Here is a 15,202-nt window from a genome sequence, read left to right on the forward strand (position 1 = left end):
CTTTCCTGGCGGCAAGGCGGAGCGGCGTTGCGGGCAGGGTGTGATCCATGACGAATGTCTCCGGTGCGGTTGAGCGGTCGATGTAGGGCGCGGGGCGGCGGCGTGCAATCCTTGCCGTTTCCCGCCGGAAATTGCGGGGCGGGCCAACGCCCGCCCCGTGCATCTTACAGCCCGTCGAGACCCTTGCTGACGAGGATATTCACCGCGACGCGGCGGTTCTGTGCCTTGCCTTCGGGGGTGGTGTTGTCGGCCGCCGGATCGGCTTCGGCCATTCCGGTGGGGGTCAGCATCCGATAGGGTTTCCAGCCACAAGCCTGCTGGAGATGATTGACGACGCGGCTGGCGCGCTTTTCGCTCAATTCCTGATTCAGCTCCTGGCTTCCCGTCGAATCGGTGTAGCCGACGACCAGCAGCAGAGCATTGTCCGTCGCCTCGGCCGAGGACGCCGTGGCACAGAGATCGGCTTGCGCCTGCGCCGACAGCACGGCCTTGCCGGTGTCGAAGTTCACGTTCGTCGTGCTTTTGACATTATATTGGTCGATGTCGCCAACGCGGCTGCGCAGCGCGTCGGTTGCCGCGGTCTGTTCGGCGAAGCGCTGGTTGGTCCCGGTGTGGATCATCGACGCGGTGCGGAGGTCCTTTTTCTTCAGTTCGACCTGGCTTGCGACGAGGCCGCCGCTCCACTGCAGCGTCTCGACGCTGACCGGCAGGCCGTTAAGCAGCGAATTCGCAGCGAGCTTGTCGCGGTTGAGGCCCAAAAAGCCGCCGCTGGACTTGATCCGCGTGGCGTCGTTGAGGGCGATGATCGTGTTGTTGCCGTCGGCGGTCGTGACCTGCATCCGGCCGTCGCTGCGCGCCGAGATGATGCCTTCGACCTCGGGGCCCTTGGTCATTTCCGACGCGGGCGGAATCGTCCCATATACGGTCGCCATGACGTCGCCATTGGATGTGTCTTGCGACTGGTCTTGCGGTTGTTCCTGCGGCTGGGCCGCGAGGCCGACCGTTGCTGTCCCGGCCAGCATCGCCGCCAGCAACAGAATTTTTGGGCTTTTGGAAACGGCACGCATGATCTTACTCCTTCGATGAGCCGCCCCCGCGTGTCAGATCGCCCTTTCTGGCACATGCATATTCCCCGCAAGGCCGTTGATTTGTTCTGCCGGTAATTCGAGCGGATTGTGCGGCGAGTCGATGCAGACGGGGCCGAATCGGGGCGATTTTGCGCCTTTGCGTTGGCGTGCAGCCGGCATTTCGGGGTATTGTACGGACTGCGCGGGGTGTGTCGCGCCCTCTGTGTGTTGTTCGAATAAAACCCCTTGCCAAGCATGCGCTACAAATGTAGCACGCTACAAATGTAGCGCATGAGGTGAGTCGTATGTTGTCCAGTTTGCCGCCGCGGGAACGCGAAATCGTCGATGTCCTTTACGAGCGCGGTGCGTCGACCGTGATCGAGATTGGCGAGGCGCTGGCCGACGAATTGTCGGGTTCGGCGATCCGCGCGATGCTGAAGCGGCTGGAGACCAAGGGCTTTGTCGTGCGCGAACAGTCCGACCATGGTTTCGTCTATGCGCCGAGCGTGTCGGACAAGACCGCGCGCAAGTCGGCGCTGAGCCAGGTCGTGCGGGTCTTCTTCAACGGATCGGCGACGAGCGCCGCCGCCGCGCTGCTGGGCATGCAGGACAAAATGAGCCCCGACGAACTCGATGAACTTGAACAGATGATCGCGCGGGCGCGCGAAGGGAGAGCGTGATGCTGACCACTGCCATGTTGCTGGGCCTCGCCTGGAAATCCGTCGTCATCGCGGCGCTGACATTGGGCTTGCTGCGGTTGGTGCGGTGGCGTTCGGCCGGCGAGCGATCGATGGTCGCGCACGCCGGGCTGATGGCGTTGCTGGCGCTGCCCGCCGCGATGCTGTTGCTGCCGCAATGGGCGCCGATGCCCGCGAGCTGGTTCGCCGCGCCAGCGGTTCAGATGGAAACAACAGGGGGATCGGCGATCGATCCGGCCCCCGCCACGGCCTCAGTCCCTGTCGTGGTGGAAAGTGCCGGATCGACGCCGGTTGCTTTTGTGTGGAGCGACCTTGCCCCCTTTCTCTATCTTGTCCCGCTCCTGCTGTTATCTGGAATGATGACGCTGGCGGTGGTGCGGCTGTTCGCGATGCGCGGGCGCGCCGAGATCCTCGTCGAGCGGTCGTGGCTCTCGGCGCTGGCAGAGGCGCAGCGGCGCATGGGGTTCAAGCATGGCACCGCGTTGCTGGTGAGCAACGAACTGCGTTCGCCGATCAGCTGGGGCGTGCTGCGCCCGACGATCGTGCTGAGCCCGAAGGCGGTCGCCGCATCGGGTGAGGCCGAGGCGATCATCGCGCACGAACTGGCGCATGTCGCGCGGCTCGACTGGGCGAAACTGCTCGGCGCGCGCGTTGCCTGCGCGGTCTTCTGGTTCAATCCGCTGGTATGGATGCTGGCGCGTGAGAGCCATCAGCTCCGCGAGGAAGCCGCCGACGATGCGGTGCTGATGGCCGACATCAACGGCCCCGATTACGCGACCCTGCTGGTCGGCGCGGCGCGGCACGACAATCAGGGCGCGCTGCTTGCAGCGCATGGCGTCGCACCGGGCAAGGACAGTCTGAAGCGCCGCATCACCCGCGTCCTCGACGGCAGCCTGAAGCGCGGCCCGGCGAGCGCGAGCTGGATCCTGATGAGCCTGGTCGTGCTGGCGGGCGTGACCGCGCCGCTGGCGGCCTTTTCGGCGACCGCCGAACATAAGGCGGCGGCGGACGTCCACGCCGCCGTCGCCTCGACGACTGCGGAAACGACGACGGTGACGTCGCAGTCGGCTGTCGTCGCAAAGGACGCTGCGGTCGATAACGCCGCCGCGGCCGGGGCGACTGCGAAGACGCTGAGCGCCGAGGACCTGGTGAGCATGCGCGCCGTGGGCGTGACCCCCGAATATGTTGCCGAAATGCGCGAAAGCGGGGGTTCGCTGGACGCCGACGATATCATTTCGGCGAAGGCGAGCGGGATCGATCCCGCCTATATCCGGCAGATGCGCAGCGTCATTCCCGGCGCCGATTTCGACGAACTGGTCGGTGCGCGGCATGTCGGCGTCAACGCGACCTTTGCCCGCGACATGAAAACGCATTTCCCCGACGTCGGGGTCGATGACCTGATCGCGCTGAAGGCGATGGGGATCGACTGCGACTTCGTCACCGACATGCAAAAGTCGGGGGTGAAGTTACGCAATGCCGACGACGCCATCGAACGGCGCGCGTTGAGCGGGTTCCGGCCCGTGGCGAAGCCCCGCACCGCCGCGACGCCGCGGCCGGTCGCGAGGGCCGTGCGCGGCGGCGATGTTGCCGTCGTCGACATGGAACGCGGCGTGATCGAGGCGCGCCGGGCCGACGGCCGGACCGCGCGGATCGAAATCCCCGTCACCCCCGACCCCCCCGAGCCGCCAGTCCGCGACTGACGCCCGGACATTCGTCCGTAACCACCGACGACTGATCGAAACCCTGTTTTGAAACGCCGCTGCGGGGGCGAGCGATGACGCTCGTCCGGCGCACGGAGGAGGAGTCCCCCCATGAATGCCATGTTTTTTGCCGGCAGCGCCGCTTTGCTGTCGATCCTTGCCTGTTCGGCGCCGACCGCCGCCGCCGACCCGTACGTCCTGAGCGATGTTCGCTGGGTTGCCGAGCCGGCGGGCGGAAAGCAGGGCGCGCCGCGCGTGCGCATCCAGCACAAACGGTCGAACAGCGATCAGACGCTCGACGGATCGCGCGCCTATTTCGCTGCGGCGCAGGCGGCACTCGGCAGGGGAACGCCGGGGCCCGTAACCTTTAGCGTGACGCATGCTGCGGGAACGCTGTCCTGTACCGGCACGCTGACGCGCGCGTTCGAGGGCGAGGGGGCATGCCGCTTTACCTCGGATCCCGCTTTCGAGCGGCGGTTGAGCGAGCGTGGGCTGGTGCCCGATCATCGGTCGACGCTGCTCGCGATGCTGATGGTCGATGCGACGATCGAGCTGGCCGACGGGCTGACGCACGAGGGGGTGCGACCGAAGGATGCCGACGACCTGATCGCGGCGGCAGCGCTCGAGGTGCGGCCGGAATATGTTCGCGACCTCAAGTCCGAGGCGCTGGCGCTGACGGAAATCGAGGACGCGATCGCATGCAAGGCGCTGGGCGTCGACGGCGCCTATGTGCGCAGCCTCGCCGCCGCGGGATATACGAAACTCAGCGCCGACGAGGTCGTCGGCATGAAGGCGATGGGCGTGACGGGCGACTATGCGCTGGCGATGAACCGCGCGATCGGAGGGAATGCAAAGTGATGCGCCTTGTCAGTCTGGTGGCGGTCGCTGCCGCGCTGTCGGCCGTCCCGGCCATGGCGCAGGAGGCGGCACCGACCGGCGATACGCCGCCGCCCGCGCCGACCGAGGTGCCCGCGGGCGGGATCAGCAGCGCGGCACGGCAGGTGTATGTGCCCGCCGATTTCACGCGCTACGCGCCAAACAACGCCTTTGACATGCTGAACCAGGTCCCCAGTTTCCAGATCCGCGACAATGAAAATCTGCGCGGGCTGGGGCAGGCGACGGGCAATGTGCTGTTCAACGGCGAGCGGCCGTCGAACAAGGGTGACGACATGTACACCCAGTTGTCGCGCATTCCGGCCGGCAATGTCGAGCGGATCGAGATCGTCGACGGCGCGACCCTCGATCTCCCCGGCCTGTCAGGGCAGGTCGCCAATATCATTTATCGCGCCGACGCGTTTTCCGGGCAGTTTTCGTGGAAGCCCGAATTTCGAGCGCATTACACCGATCCGCTGTTCACGCGCGGCGACGTGTCGGTGCGCGGGCGGTCGGGCGACGTCGAGTATGAAGTGGCGTTCAACAACGATGATGCGCGGCGTAGCGGCGCGGGCGGACCGACGCTCATCTATGACGGCGCGGGGACGAACATCGAGCGGCGGCGCGACGTGTGGAATACGCATTATGACACGCCGAAGCTGTCGGGGCGGATCACCTGGGACCCGGCGGGCGACACCGTCGCCAATTTGGGCGGTCATTATCAGCGAAAATATGACCGCTATTACGAGGATGGCGTTCGGACCGGGCCCGGCCTGACCGACCGCCTGCGCACGGTTCGCCAAAATGAAGACGGATGGAACTACGAGGTCAGCGGCGATTACCAGTTCGGTTTCGGGCCGGGCAAGCTGAAGCTGATCGGGCTGCGGCGGTTCAGCCACGAACCTTCCACCCAAGAAATCGTCACGACCCCGGATGGCGGCGTCGCAACCGGCGACCGCTTTGCGCAGATCGGCGACGTCGGCGAGACGATCGGGCGCGGCGAATATCAGTGGAAGATGTTCGGCGGCGACTGGCAGCTGTCGGGTGAGGCGGCATTTAATACGCTCGACAATGTCGCGTCGATCGCGGTGCTTGATCCGACGGGAGCGTGGGTCGACCAGCCTTTCGAGGGCGGCACCGGCGGGGTGAGCGAGGACCGTTATGAGGGGCTGCTCAGCTTCGGGCGCAAGCTGACCGACAAGCTGAATTTTCAGATTGTCGCCGGGGCCGAACATTCGACGATTACCCAGACGGGCATGAACGGTCTGACACGCAGCTTCTTCCGGCCCAAGGGCTCGATTTCGCTCGCCTGGACGCCAACCGCCGATTTCGATGTGTCGGTAAAGATGCGGCGGCGCGTCTTGCAATTGTCCTTCTATGACTTTCTCGCGCGCGCGTTCCTGAACGACGGCAATCAGAACGAAAGCAACAACGACCTGCGCCCGCAGCAGGACTGGAGTTACGAGCTGGAGGCGAACCGGAAGTTCGGCGCATGGGGTTCGACCAAGCTGATCCTGATCCATCGTGAGGTTGAGGACCGGGTCGACGTGATCCCGATCGGCGCGGACGGCGAAGCGGTCGGCAATATCGCGAAAGCCAAAGTGGACGCGATCGACTGGACCTCGACGATCAATCTTGATCCCGCAGGGCTGAAAGGCGTCAAGGTCGACACACGGGTGCTGCTCCAGAAAACCTCGCTGCGCGATCCTTTCACCGGCGAAAAACGGGAATATAGCGGACTCAACGACACTTATGTCAGCCTTGGCCTGCGCCACGATGTCGCGGGCGCCGACTGGGCATGGGGCGGCGAAGTCGAATATTTGCACTATCAGCCCAATTATCGCCGCAACCAGACCGACAAGGTCTGGGAGGGCCCGGTGTGGGCGTCGGTTTTTGTCGAGCATAAGAATGTGATGGGGCTGACCGTCCGGGCGCAGGTCCGCAATATCGCCAATGCGCGATCGAAGCGCGATCGGACCGTTTATACGGGGGTGCGCGGCGAAAGCCCGATCGCCTTTGTCGAGCAGCGCGACCGGCTGATCGGCCCGATCTTTTCCTTTTCGGTGCGCGGGACGTTCTGACCCGCTAGGAGGGCGGGATGATGGCGCGCCGCATCAAGATCTATTTCGACGGCGGGTGCCGGCCCAATCCGGGGAAGATGGAAACCGCCGTGGTGACCGGGGGGGCGGCGACGGTCGTCCGCGACGCGGGGATCGGCAGCAGCATGGATGCCGAGTGGCTGGCGCTGATCGCGGCGCTGCGGCTGGCGCAGAACCTCGGGCTGACGAATTTTGTCCTGCTCGGCGATGCGGCTGCGGTTGTGGCGCAGGCGAACGGCGCCGTGCCTGCCCGCGGTGGGGCGGTGGACCATCTTTCCACGTTTCGCGCGCTCATCGGCGATGGCCCGATGCCGAGCGTGCGTCATATCAAGCGCACGCAGAATCTGGCGGGAATCGCGCTGGCGAGGGGGCGATAGCGCGGCTGCGGGCTGTTAATCGGGATCACAACTTGTTAAGCGCCGCTCGCCTATCCTTGGGCGACACAGCGGAAGACCAGCATTTTGAAGCAGACCTATCCCTTGCCGGTCCACCACAGCTGGCCGCTGTATGAGCGCGACCGCTTTTTCGAGCTGGGGCAGATGCACGGGGTCGATACGCTGGACCCGGTTCCGGACATGGTCGATGTCGTGGCGCCGGTCCGTCCCGCGCGGCTGGGTCAGTGGGAATGCGACCTTACCGACAACAACCGGCTGAGCTGGTCGGACGAGGTCTATGATATTTTCGGCTTTCCGCGCGGTGCGGCCGTCACACGCGACGAGAGCGCCGCCGTCTATTGCGAAGGGTCGCGGGCCGTGATGGAAAAGCTTCGCGCCTATGCGATCAGGCATCGGCGCGGCTTTACCCTCGATGTCGAAATCGAGCCGACGCAGGCCCCGCGCCGCTGGATGCGATTGATCGCGGCGCCCGTTTGTGCGGGTGACACGGTCGTCAGATTGCAGGGTCTGAAATTCCTCGTTCCCGGCGCGCACGACTAGAAATTTCGGGGGCGGGCGGATCGGCCGGACCTGAGAAACTACCGTTCTGGCAGCAAGCGCGGCGGTCGTGGTTGACGTCATGCCCCCCTTCGACGCAGTCGATTATGACAGACGTTGGGGGCGCAAAAGGGCCGGCCTCGCCTGATTCTTCCATCTATTCCCGAAGGCATTTGCCCCGCATATGAAGTTTTTTAATCGGTTTGCGTCGACCGCGCACGACATGGCTATCGACCTGGGTACCGTGAACACCGTCGTTTATTTGCGGGACAAGGGCATCGTTCTCAACGAACCGTCGGTCGTTGCGCTGGAGACGCGCGACGGCGTTCGCCGCGTCAAGGTCGTGGGCAACGAAGCCAAGCCGATGATGGGCAAGACCCCCGACAATATCCAGGCGATCCGCCCTTTGAGAGATGGCGTGATCGCCGACATCGACGTCGCCGAACAGATGCTGAAGCATTTCATGGACAAGGCGCAGGGCGGGGCAAGCCGTTTTGCCCGGCGCAGCAATGTCGTGATCTGTGTCCCGGCGGGATCGACGATGGTCGAACGCCGCGCGATCCGCGACGCCGCCACCAACGCCGGCGCGGTATCGGTGCAGCTGATCGAGGAATCGCTGGCTGCCGCGATCGGCGCCGGACTGCATGTCACCGAACCAAGAGGGGCAATGGTCGTCGATATCGGCGGCGGCACGACCGAGGTCGCCGTGCTGTCGCTGAGCGGGATCGCGTACAGCAATTCGGTGCGCGTCGGCGGCGACAAGATGGACGAGATGATCTCGTCCTTTATCCGCCGCAAACATAATCTGATGATCGGCGAAATGACCGCCGAGCGCGTCAAGCTGGCGATCGGCTGTGCGACTCCGCCCGACGGCGAGGGGATCATCATGGGCGTCAAGGGCCGCGATCTAGTCAACGGCCGCCCGGCCGAGGTTCGCGTCACCGAGGCGGAAATTGCCGAGGCGCTGATCGAGCCCGTCGGACAGATCGTCAGCGCGGTGCGCGCCGCGCTGGAACAGACGCCGCCCGAATTGTCGGCCGACATCATCGACGAAGGCATTACGCTGACCGGCGGCGGGGCGTTGCTGCGCCGCATGGACGATGCGATCGCGCATGCCACCGGGCTGCCGGTCGTCGTCGCCGAGGATGCGCTGACCTGTGTCGCGATGGGCGCCGGGCGTGCGTTCGAGGATCCCGCCTATCACGGCGTGCTGATCGCGTCCTGATCGGGATCAGGCGTAGGCGTCGATCGCCGCGAGATGCCGTGCCTTGCCGGCATCGTCGAGGAACGATCCGGTGAAGCTGTTGCGCGCCAGCGTGAGCAGCTCGTCCTTCGACAGATCGAGCGCGTCGGCGACCGCCAGATAATTGGCGTTCACATAACCGCCGAAATAGCTGGGATCGTCGCTGTTCACCGTGGCGAGGAGGCCGGCATCGAGCATCGTGCGGAGCGGATGGTCCTCCAGACGCTCGACGACGCACAGTTTCAGGTTCGAGAGCGGGCAGACGGTAAGGCACATGCCTTCGGCCGCGAGGCGCGCGACGAGCGCGGGGTCTTCGAGGCTGCGGTTGCCATGGTCGATGCGGTCGACTTTGAGCAGGTCGAGCGCTTCGTGGACATAGGCGGGCGGGCCCTCTTCGCCGGCGTGCGCGACGATTTTCAGGCCGAGGCTGCGCGCGCGGGCGAAGACGCGTTCGAACTTCGCGGGCGGGTGGCCGACTTCGGAGGAATCGAGGCCGACGCCGTCGATGCGATCGAGGTAAGGCAATGCCTCGTCGAGGGTTGCCTCTGCTTCGGCTTCGCTGAGGTGGCGGAGGAAACACAGGATGAGTTTCGAGCTGATGCCATAGCTGGTCCGCGCCTCGTCGAGGGCGCGCGTGATGCCGGCGATGACGGTTTCGAACGCGACGCCGCGCTCGGTATGGCCCTGGGGATCGAAGAAGATTTCGACGTGGCGGACAGCGTCGGCGTGGGCGCGCGCCAGATAGGCGGCGGTGAGGTCGTAGAAGTCCTGCTCGGTCATGAGCACGCCCATGCCCTGATAATAGATGTCGAGGAAATCCTGGAGGTTCGAGAAGGCGTAGGCGGCGCGGACTTCGTCGACGCTGGCGAAGGGGATGGCGACCTTGTTGCGCTGCGCGAGCGCGAACATCAGTTCGGGTTCGAGCGAGCCTTCGATATGGAGGTGGAGCTCGGCCTTGGGCAGCGCGGCGATGAAGGCGGCGCGCGCGGCGCTCGACGCAAAACCATCAGGCATCGGATTGGCCTTCCTCGCGCAGGATGATCGCCGCCTCGGGCTTGTGCCGGCGGATTTCCTCGACCGTCAGCCCGTCGACCTCGTGCGGGAAGATCAGCCATTGTTCGGTTTTATGGACGAAGAAGTCGGGTTTGAGGTCGGTGACGTTGCGGCCCGGCTTGTACCAGACGGTCGCGATGCGGACGTCGCGCGGCATATTGTGGCGGCAACGCGCCTGTAACTCGGCGAGGAAGGCGCGGATACTGCGCCCGCTGTCAAAGACATCGTCGATGATGAGCAGCCGGTCCTCGGGGTTCAGCGTGTCGATCAGATAGCCCAGCGCGAAGACTTTGACGTGCGCATCCTGCTTGTCGATGCCGTGGTAGGACGAGGTGCGGATCGCGATATGGTCGCAATGCTGGCCGTGATAGTCGAGCAATTCCTGCACCGCGATGCCGACCGGCGCGCCGCCGCGCCAGATCCCGACGAGGTGCGTCGGCTGGAAACCGCTATCGAGCACCTGCATGCCGAGCCGGAAGGAGTCGGCGAGCAGGTCGTTCGCGCTGATGAAGATTTTTTCGCCGCTCATGTCCCGGGTCCGCCGATCCTACTTCTTCCTGGCCGCGATGTAGCGCGTGACTTGCTCTTCGAGAATATCGAGCGGCAGCGCGCCTTCGCTCAGCACGGCTTCGTGGAAATCGCGGATGTCGAAGCGCGGGCCGAGTTCGCTTTCGGCGCGTTTGCGCAGTTCGGCGATCTTGAGCTGGCCGACCATGTAGCTGGTCGCCTGTCCCGGCCAGTTGAAATAGCGGTCGACCTCGCGCGCGATGTCGGTGTCCGACACCGAGCTGTTCGCCTTGAAATAAGCGATCGCCTGTTCGCGCGTCCAGCGCTTCGAATGGATGCCGGTGTCGAGCACGAGGCGGATCGCGCGCCACACCTGGAGCGAGAGCATGCCGAAGCGGTCATAGGGGGTCTTGTAGACGCCCATCTCGTTCGCGAGCCGTTCCGAATAGAGCCCCCAGCCCTCCATATAGGCGCCGTAACCGCCGAACTTGCGGAATTTGGGGATGCCCGCGAGTTCCTGCTGGCGCGCGATCTGGAAATGATGGCCCGGCGCGCCTTCGTGCGCGGCGATGCCGGCGACCTGCACCTTTTGCGTCTGGTTCATGTCGACGAGGTTGACGTAATAGATGCCGGGGCGCGATCCGTCGGCCGAGGGCGGGTTGTAGAAGGCGGTCGATGCGGTCCCCTCGCGCCATTTCTCGACCGCGCGCACCTCGAGCGCCGCCTTGGGGAGGACGCGGAAATAGCGCGGCGCGACGGCCATCACCGATGCGATCACCGCGCGCGCGTCGGCGAGATAGGTTTCGCGGCCGGCCTCGGTATTCGGATATTTGAACTGCGGATCGGTGCGGATGTGGTCGAAAAATTGTTCGAGCGTGCCTTTGAAGCCGACCTCGCGCCTGATCGCCTCCATCTCGCCGCGGATCGCCGCGACCTGAGCGAGCCCGAGGTCGTGAATCTGGTCGGCGGTGAGGCTGGTGGTGGTCGAGCTTTTCAGCCGGTCGGCGTAATAGGCCGCGCCATCGGGCAGGTTCCACGCGCCGAAATTGCCTTTCGACTGGGGCTCGATCTCGTCGATCGCGGCGATGAGTGTGTCATAGCCTTGCTTGAACGGCCCGGTCAGCGCGGCGCTTGCGTCGGCGAGCAGCTTTGCCTTGGTCGCCGCGGGGGCGTCCAGCGCGTCGATCTTTTTGCGGAAGTCGGCCATCAGCGTCGAATCGGCACCGCCATCAAAGGGCGCGCCCGCGATCACTTTCAGCGCGTCGGCGCGTGCGGGGGCGAAATTGACCTTGTTGGGGATGATCCCGGCCGCCGCCTGTTCGCGCATCGTCGCCGCGACCTCGCGCATCACGCGGTCGGTGTCGCGCAGGCGGGCGATATAGGCCTCGGCGTCGGCGACGCTGTCGATCTTGTGATTGTTGATGAGCAGCACCGGGATCGCGCCGGCGGGGCTGCCGTTCGTCGAGACGGGGAAGCGCAGGTTGCGGAAGCGGAGCGATTCGCGGCCGCGCTCGACTTCATATTCGAACAATCGGTAGCTCACCCGCGCGCTCTCGCCGAGCTGGTCGGGCTTGAAACGCGCGCGCATGTCCTTGAGCTGGCGTTCGGCCAGCTCCTGGTCGCGGACCGATGCCGCGTCGGTATAGTCGTCGAGCTTGTCGTAATTGGTCTTGAGCCCGAGCTGGGTTTGCGATTCGGGGCTGAGGCCCAGCCGTTCGTCGAACGCCTGATCGAGGAAGTCGAGCAGGGCCTGGTCCTGCGCGCCGGCCTGCGGGGCCGCCTGTGCGAAGGCGGGCGCAGTCATCGGAGCGAGCGGCAGGACGGGGAGCAGCATCAGGGCAACGGCAAAGCGCATCACATTCTCCTATTGGAATGACGGGCTTGTCGCGCAGTGCCGGGCCGGGCGCAATAATATTTCAGTGGCTGCTTGTCGTTGTACTGCGCGGAGGTCGGTTTTGGGGTGGGAAGCGGACCTTTTCATCCTCCCTGTCGCGCAGCGATGGGGAGGGGGACCGTCCGCGAAGCGGATGGTGGAGGGGCGGCAACGTCGGCTTCATCGCCCCTCCGTCAGCGCTTCGCGCTGCCACCTCCCCATGGCTTCGCCACAGGGAGGATCCTATGTCCGCAATTGGTCGAAAGCCGCCATTCTCGAAAGCGCCTCAGACGGTATCAATAGAAAATCTTGAATTGCAAATGACTCGCAATAACATATAAGCCCGCCGGCGCCGCATCGTGCGCGCGCTGGAAGGGAAGCCCCATGTACGCCTTTGTCGATCAGCCGGTAGAAAGCCTCTGCAACGGCGGGCGCTTCCTGCTCTGGGCGATGCGCGGATGGGTTTCAGCCGCCGAACGCGGCCAGTGTCCGCCTCAGATGCTTCACCGGGGCTTTGCTGCCGTAAACGCCGCGGGCGCGCTCCCCGACTTCCATGTCGCGATGGCTCTGGTCGGTAGCGACGCCGTCGAAACACTGTTCCTCGCGCCCATGCCGTGCCTCCAGATTTCAGAGGATGAAGCAATTCTGCTTGGACTCTGGCGCGATATTTCGCTTGGGGATGCCGCCAATGCCCGCAGGGTGCTGGCCTTGCTGGCCGAGGGAGACAGCGTCGGTCCGATCGCCAACGCGATGGGCGCGGCGCTCGACCGGCTGGTCGCGGCGGGATTCGATATGTCGGCCCTCGCGGCCGGCGCCATGACACATCAGGAAAGTTCAAAGTGATGAGTGACCGTATTGCCGAAGCCGCCAAGCTGGCCCCCTCCGCCTCGCTGACCGTCGAGGCGGTGCGTTCGGTGCGCCACTGGAACGAGCATCTGTTCAGCTTCACGATCACGCGGCCGCCGAGCTTTCGCTTCCGCTCGGGCGAGTTCGTGATGATCGGTCTTCCGGGCGAGGGGCGCCCGCTGCTGCGCGCTTATTCGATCGCCAGCCCGGCTTATGCCGACGAGCTGGAGTTCCTGTCGATCAAGGTGCCCGACGGCGCGCTGACGTCGCGCCTCCAGAAAATTCAGCCGGGCGATCCGGTTTATCTCGGCCGCAAGCCGACGGGGACGCTCGTCGCCGACGCGCTGCTTCCGGGACAGCGATTGTTCCTGCTCTCTACCGGCACAGGCCTTGCGCCCTTCCTCAGCCTTGCGCGCGATCCCGATATCTATGAACGTTTCAGCCAGATCCAGCTCGTCCATTGCGTGCGGCAGGTCAGCGACCTGGCGTTCCGCGATGAACTCGAAAGCCAGCTCGCCGGCGATCCGCTGGTGCAGGATCAGGCGCTGCTGCAATTCCATTATCTGCCGACGGTGACGCGCCAGCCGTTCCGGACCGAGGGGCGTATTGACGCGCTGATCGACAGCGGCGGCCTGTTCGGCCACCCGCTCACCGGTCCCGCGCATTTCGACCCCGCGACCGACCGCATCATGATGTGCGGCAGCATGGCGATGATCCGCGATCTCGAAACGCGCTTCGAGGCGCTGGGGTTCAAGGAAGGATCGAACGCCGCGCCCGGCGACTTTGTCATCGAGCGCGCGTTTGTTGGCTAAGGCCAGATCCCGTCAAGGCTTGTCGGCGTAGGCTTTCACCAGGTCGAACATATAATCGCGCCCGACATAGACTGATTTGACTTCCATGCGTTCGTTCAGCCCATGCGCGCCATTGCCGTCGGGGTCGCCCCACATGCCGGGGATGCCATAGGTCGGGATGCCGACCGCGCCGAGAAAGGTCGCGTCGGTATAGCCGTTCGCCATCGACGGGATGACCTTCAGCCCTGGCCAATATTTGGTCACCAGCGTCTGCATTGGCCCGATGATTTTCGGGTCGAGCGGCGGCGCGGGCGGGGCGGGGCGTTTGGGCGGCAATTGGGTAATCGTAACGCCGGGATCGCCGATCACCTTGGCCAGCTCGTCCTTGATCGATTCGATGCTGTGGCCGGGAAAGATGCGGCAGTTGATGTTCGCCCCGGCGCGTTGCGGCAGCGCGTTCGGTGCATGTCCGCCGTCGAGCAACGTCGCGACGCAAGTGGTGCGCAGGTTACTGTGGAGGAAGGGGTCCTTGTTGACGATCGCCTCGGCGGCTTTGTAGGCCGGGTTCTTCGCCAGTGCGACCATCGCGTTGCCAGTCTCGTCGCCGCGCGCGGCACCGGCTTCGGCAAAGAAGCGTCGTGTCGTGTCAGTCATCTCGACCGGGAAATCATAGTCCGCGACCTTGGTGAGCGCGCGGGAGAGCTGATAGATTGCGTTGGCGGGCACGGGCGCCGAGCTGTGGCCGCCGGGGTTGCGGGTTTCGAGGCGGAAATTGGCGAAGGTCTTTTCGCCGACCTGCACCGACTGGCCGAGCACCTTGCCCTTTCCGTCACTGTCGCCGCCGCCGCCTTCGTTCAGCGCGAATTCGGCGTCGATCAGGTCGCGCTTGTTCGCGGCGAGCCATTCGACCCCGTTGAACGCGCCGTTGGTTTCCTCGCCGCAGGTCAGGGCGACCTTGACGCTGCGCTTGGGCTTGTAGCCCGCTTGTTTGAAGCGGATCAGCGTATCGACCCACACCGCGGCCTGCGCCTTGTCGTCGGCGGTGCCGCGGCCATAGAAATAGCCATTTTCCTCGACCATGACGAACGGATCGCGTTCCCAATCGGCGCGTTTGGCTTCGACGACGTCGATATGCGCGACAAGCAGGATCGGCTTCGCTGTCTTGCTTGTGCCCGGATAGACCGCGACGAGGCCGCCTTCTTTGGGGTTCTCAGGCGTCGCGAACAATGTGAGCTGGCTTTCAGGGATGCCCGCTGCCTTCAGCCGCACCGCCATTCGCTCGGCGGCGAGCGTGCAGCTGCCCGACGACAGCGTCGTGTTCGTCTCGACCAACTCCTTGTAAAGGTCGCGAAACGCCAGCTGATCGGGGCGCGGCTGCGCTTCGGCGGCGATCGCGGGTGCTGCGAGCAGCAAGGCGGACGTCAGCAGCGCGGACAGCATCTTCATCGATATTTCCCCCATTTCGTCGCGTGGGAAGGGAGCAGAAAGGCCGGGCGGCCGCAACCCCCGCGATGCGCAGC

The 15,202-nt window shown here is 64.9% G+C and carries 14 protein-coding genes; 9 read left to right on the plus strand and 5 right to left on the minus strand.

From position 1 onward, the window contains the following. Positions 1–164: 164 nt before the first annotated feature. Entirely contained in the window at positions 165–1,067 is a 903-nt protein-coding gene (locus AC3A43_RS11165) for an OmpA family protein (RefSeq protein ID WP_487792606.1), read from the minus strand. Between the two features lie 305 nt (positions 1,068–1,372). On the opposite strand from AC3A43_RS11165, the gene AC3A43_RS11170 reads away from it, so the two are divergent. The 7 genes from AC3A43_RS11170 (at position 1,373) to mreB (ending at position 8,594) form a co-directional block, all read left to right on the plus strand. Beyond that, positions 1,373–1,747 (plus strand): BlaI/MecI/CopY family transcriptional regulator, encoded by a 375-nt coding sequence (locus AC3A43_RS11170; RefSeq protein WP_487792607.1) that lies wholly within the window; start codon positions 1,373–1,375, stop codon positions 1,745–1,747. Further along, positions 1,747–3,465, plus strand: a complete 1,719-nt coding sequence (locus AC3A43_RS11175) for a M56 family metallopeptidase (RefSeq protein WP_487792608.1) — start codon at positions 1,747–1,749, stop codon at positions 3,463–3,465. The genes AC3A43_RS11170 and AC3A43_RS11175 overlap by 1 nt, the downstream gene beginning before the upstream one ends. Before the next feature lie 111 nt (positions 3,466–3,576). Continuing rightward, a complete protein-coding gene (locus AC3A43_RS11180) occupies positions 3,577–4,323 on the plus strand; it encodes a hypothetical protein (protein WP_487792609.1) in 747 nt (248 codons plus the stop codon). Beyond that, positions 4,323–6,419 carry a TonB-dependent receptor plug domain-containing protein gene (locus tag AC3A43_RS11185; RefSeq protein ID WP_487793041.1) on the plus strand — a complete coding sequence of 699 codons (2,097 nt, stop codon included), beginning with the start codon at positions 4,323–4,325 and terminating at the stop codon, positions 6,417–6,419. Before AC3A43_RS11180 ends, AC3A43_RS11185 begins: the two co-directional genes overlap by 1 nt. 17 nt (positions 6,420–6,436) lie before the next feature. Beyond that, positions 6,437–6,814: a reverse transcriptase-like protein gene (locus AC3A43_RS11190; RefSeq protein ID WP_487792610.1), complete on the plus strand. Its 378-nt coding sequence runs from the start codon at positions 6,437–6,439 to the stop codon at positions 6,812–6,814. An 84-nt stretch (positions 6,815–6,898) separates the two neighbouring features. After that, positions 6,899–7,372: a hypothetical protein gene (locus tag AC3A43_RS11195; protein ID WP_487792611.1), complete on the plus strand. Its 474-nt coding sequence runs from the start codon at positions 6,899–6,901 to the stop codon at positions 7,370–7,372. 181 nt (positions 7,373–7,553) lie between these two features. After that, on the plus strand, positions 7,554–8,594 hold the full coding sequence (gene mreB / locus AC3A43_RS11200; RefSeq protein ID WP_487792612.1) for a rod shape-determining protein MreB: 1,041 nt from the start codon (positions 7,554–7,556) through the stop codon (positions 8,592–8,594). 6 nt (positions 8,595–8,600) lie between these two features. On the opposite strand, the gene AC3A43_RS11205 is transcribed toward mreB, so the two are convergent. The 3 genes from AC3A43_RS11205 to AC3A43_RS11215 are packed head-to-tail and all read right to left on the minus strand — an operon-like array spanning position 8,601 to position 12,027. Then, on the minus strand, positions 8,601–9,626 hold the full coding sequence (locus tag AC3A43_RS11205) for an adenosine deaminase (RefSeq protein WP_487792613.1): 1,026 nt from the start codon (positions 9,624–9,626) through the stop codon (positions 8,601–8,603). Next, entirely contained in the window at positions 9,619–10,194 is a 576-nt protein-coding gene (locus tag AC3A43_RS11210) for a phosphoribosyltransferase (protein ID WP_487792614.1), read from the minus strand. The genes AC3A43_RS11205 and AC3A43_RS11210 overlap by 8 nt, the downstream gene beginning before the upstream one ends. A gap of 18 nt (positions 10,195–10,212) precedes the next feature. Then, entirely contained in the window at positions 10,213–12,027 is a 1,815-nt protein-coding gene (locus AC3A43_RS11215) for a DUF885 domain-containing protein (protein ID WP_487792615.1), read from the minus strand. 402 nt (positions 12,028–12,429) lie between these two features. On the opposite strand from AC3A43_RS11215, the gene AC3A43_RS11220 reads away from it, so the two are divergent. After that, the gene (locus tag AC3A43_RS11220) at positions 12,430–12,888 is read left to right on the plus strand and encodes a hypothetical protein (protein WP_487792616.1); all 459 of its coding nucleotides are present in this window, start codon (positions 12,430–12,432) and stop codon (positions 12,886–12,888) included. After that, entirely contained in the window at positions 12,888–13,703 is an 816-nt protein-coding gene (locus tag AC3A43_RS11225) for a ferredoxin--NADP reductase (protein ID WP_487792617.1), read from the plus strand. The genes AC3A43_RS11220 and AC3A43_RS11225 overlap by 1 nt, the downstream gene beginning before the upstream one ends. Positions 13,704–13,715: 12 nt before the next feature. Here AC3A43_RS11225 and AC3A43_RS11230 read toward each other — a convergent pair whose 3' ends face one another. Continuing rightward, a complete protein-coding gene (locus tag AC3A43_RS11230) occupies positions 13,716–15,128 on the minus strand; it encodes a M20/M25/M40 family metallo-hydrolase (RefSeq protein WP_487792618.1) in 1,413 nt (470 codons plus the stop codon). Between the last annotated feature and the right edge of the window lie 74 nt (positions 15,129–15,202).

The organism is Sphingopyxis sp. Soil_C_28, from assembly GCF_057657055.1.

Bases quoted from the DNA above. Each gene is read 5' to 3' on its own strand.
- AC3A43_RS11165 (WP_487792606.1), bottom strand. From the start codon at position 1,067: ATGCGTGCCGTTTCCAAAAGCCCAAAAATTCTGTTGCTGGCGGCGATG.
- AC3A43_RS11170 (WP_487792607.1), top strand. From the start codon at position 1,373: ATGTTGTCCAGTTTGCCGCCGCGGGAACGCGAAATCGTCGATGTCCTT.
- AC3A43_RS11175 (WP_487792608.1), top strand. From the start codon at position 1,747: ATGCTGACCACTGCCATGTTGCTGGGCCTCGCCTGGAAATCCGTCGTC.
- AC3A43_RS11180 (WP_487792609.1), top strand. From the start codon at position 3,577: ATGAATGCCATGTTTTTTGCCGGCAGCGCCGCTTTGCTGTCGATCCTT.
- AC3A43_RS11185 (WP_487793041.1), top strand. From the start codon at position 4,323: ATGCGCCTTGTCAGTCTGGTGGCGGTCGCTGCCGCGCTGTCGGCCGTC.
- AC3A43_RS11190 (WP_487792610.1), top strand. From the start codon at position 6,437: ATGATGGCGCGCCGCATCAAGATCTATTTCGACGGCGGGTGCCGGCCC.
- mreB (WP_487792612.1), top strand. From the start codon at position 7,554: ATGAAGTTTTTTAATCGGTTTGCGTCGACCGCGCACGACATGGCTATC.
- AC3A43_RS11205 (WP_487792613.1), bottom strand. From the start codon at position 9,626: ATGCCTGATGGTTTTGCGTCGAGCGCCGCGCGCGCCGCCTTCATCGCC.
- AC3A43_RS11210 (WP_487792614.1), bottom strand. From the start codon at position 10,194: ATGAGCGGCGAAAAAATCTTCATCAGCGCGAACGACCTGCTCGCCGAC.
- AC3A43_RS11215 (WP_487792615.1), bottom strand. From the start codon at position 12,027: ATGCGCTTTGCCGTTGCCCTGATGCTGCTCCCCGTCCTGCCGCTCGCT.
- AC3A43_RS11220 (WP_487792616.1), top strand. From the start codon at position 12,430: ATGTACGCCTTTGTCGATCAGCCGGTAGAAAGCCTCTGCAACGGCGGG.
- AC3A43_RS11225 (WP_487792617.1), top strand. From the start codon at position 12,888: ATGAGTGACCGTATTGCCGAAGCCGCCAAGCTGGCCCCCTCCGCCTCG.
- AC3A43_RS11230 (WP_487792618.1), bottom strand. From the start codon at position 15,128: ATGAAGATGCTGTCCGCGCTGCTGACGTCCGCCTTGCTGCTCGCAGCA.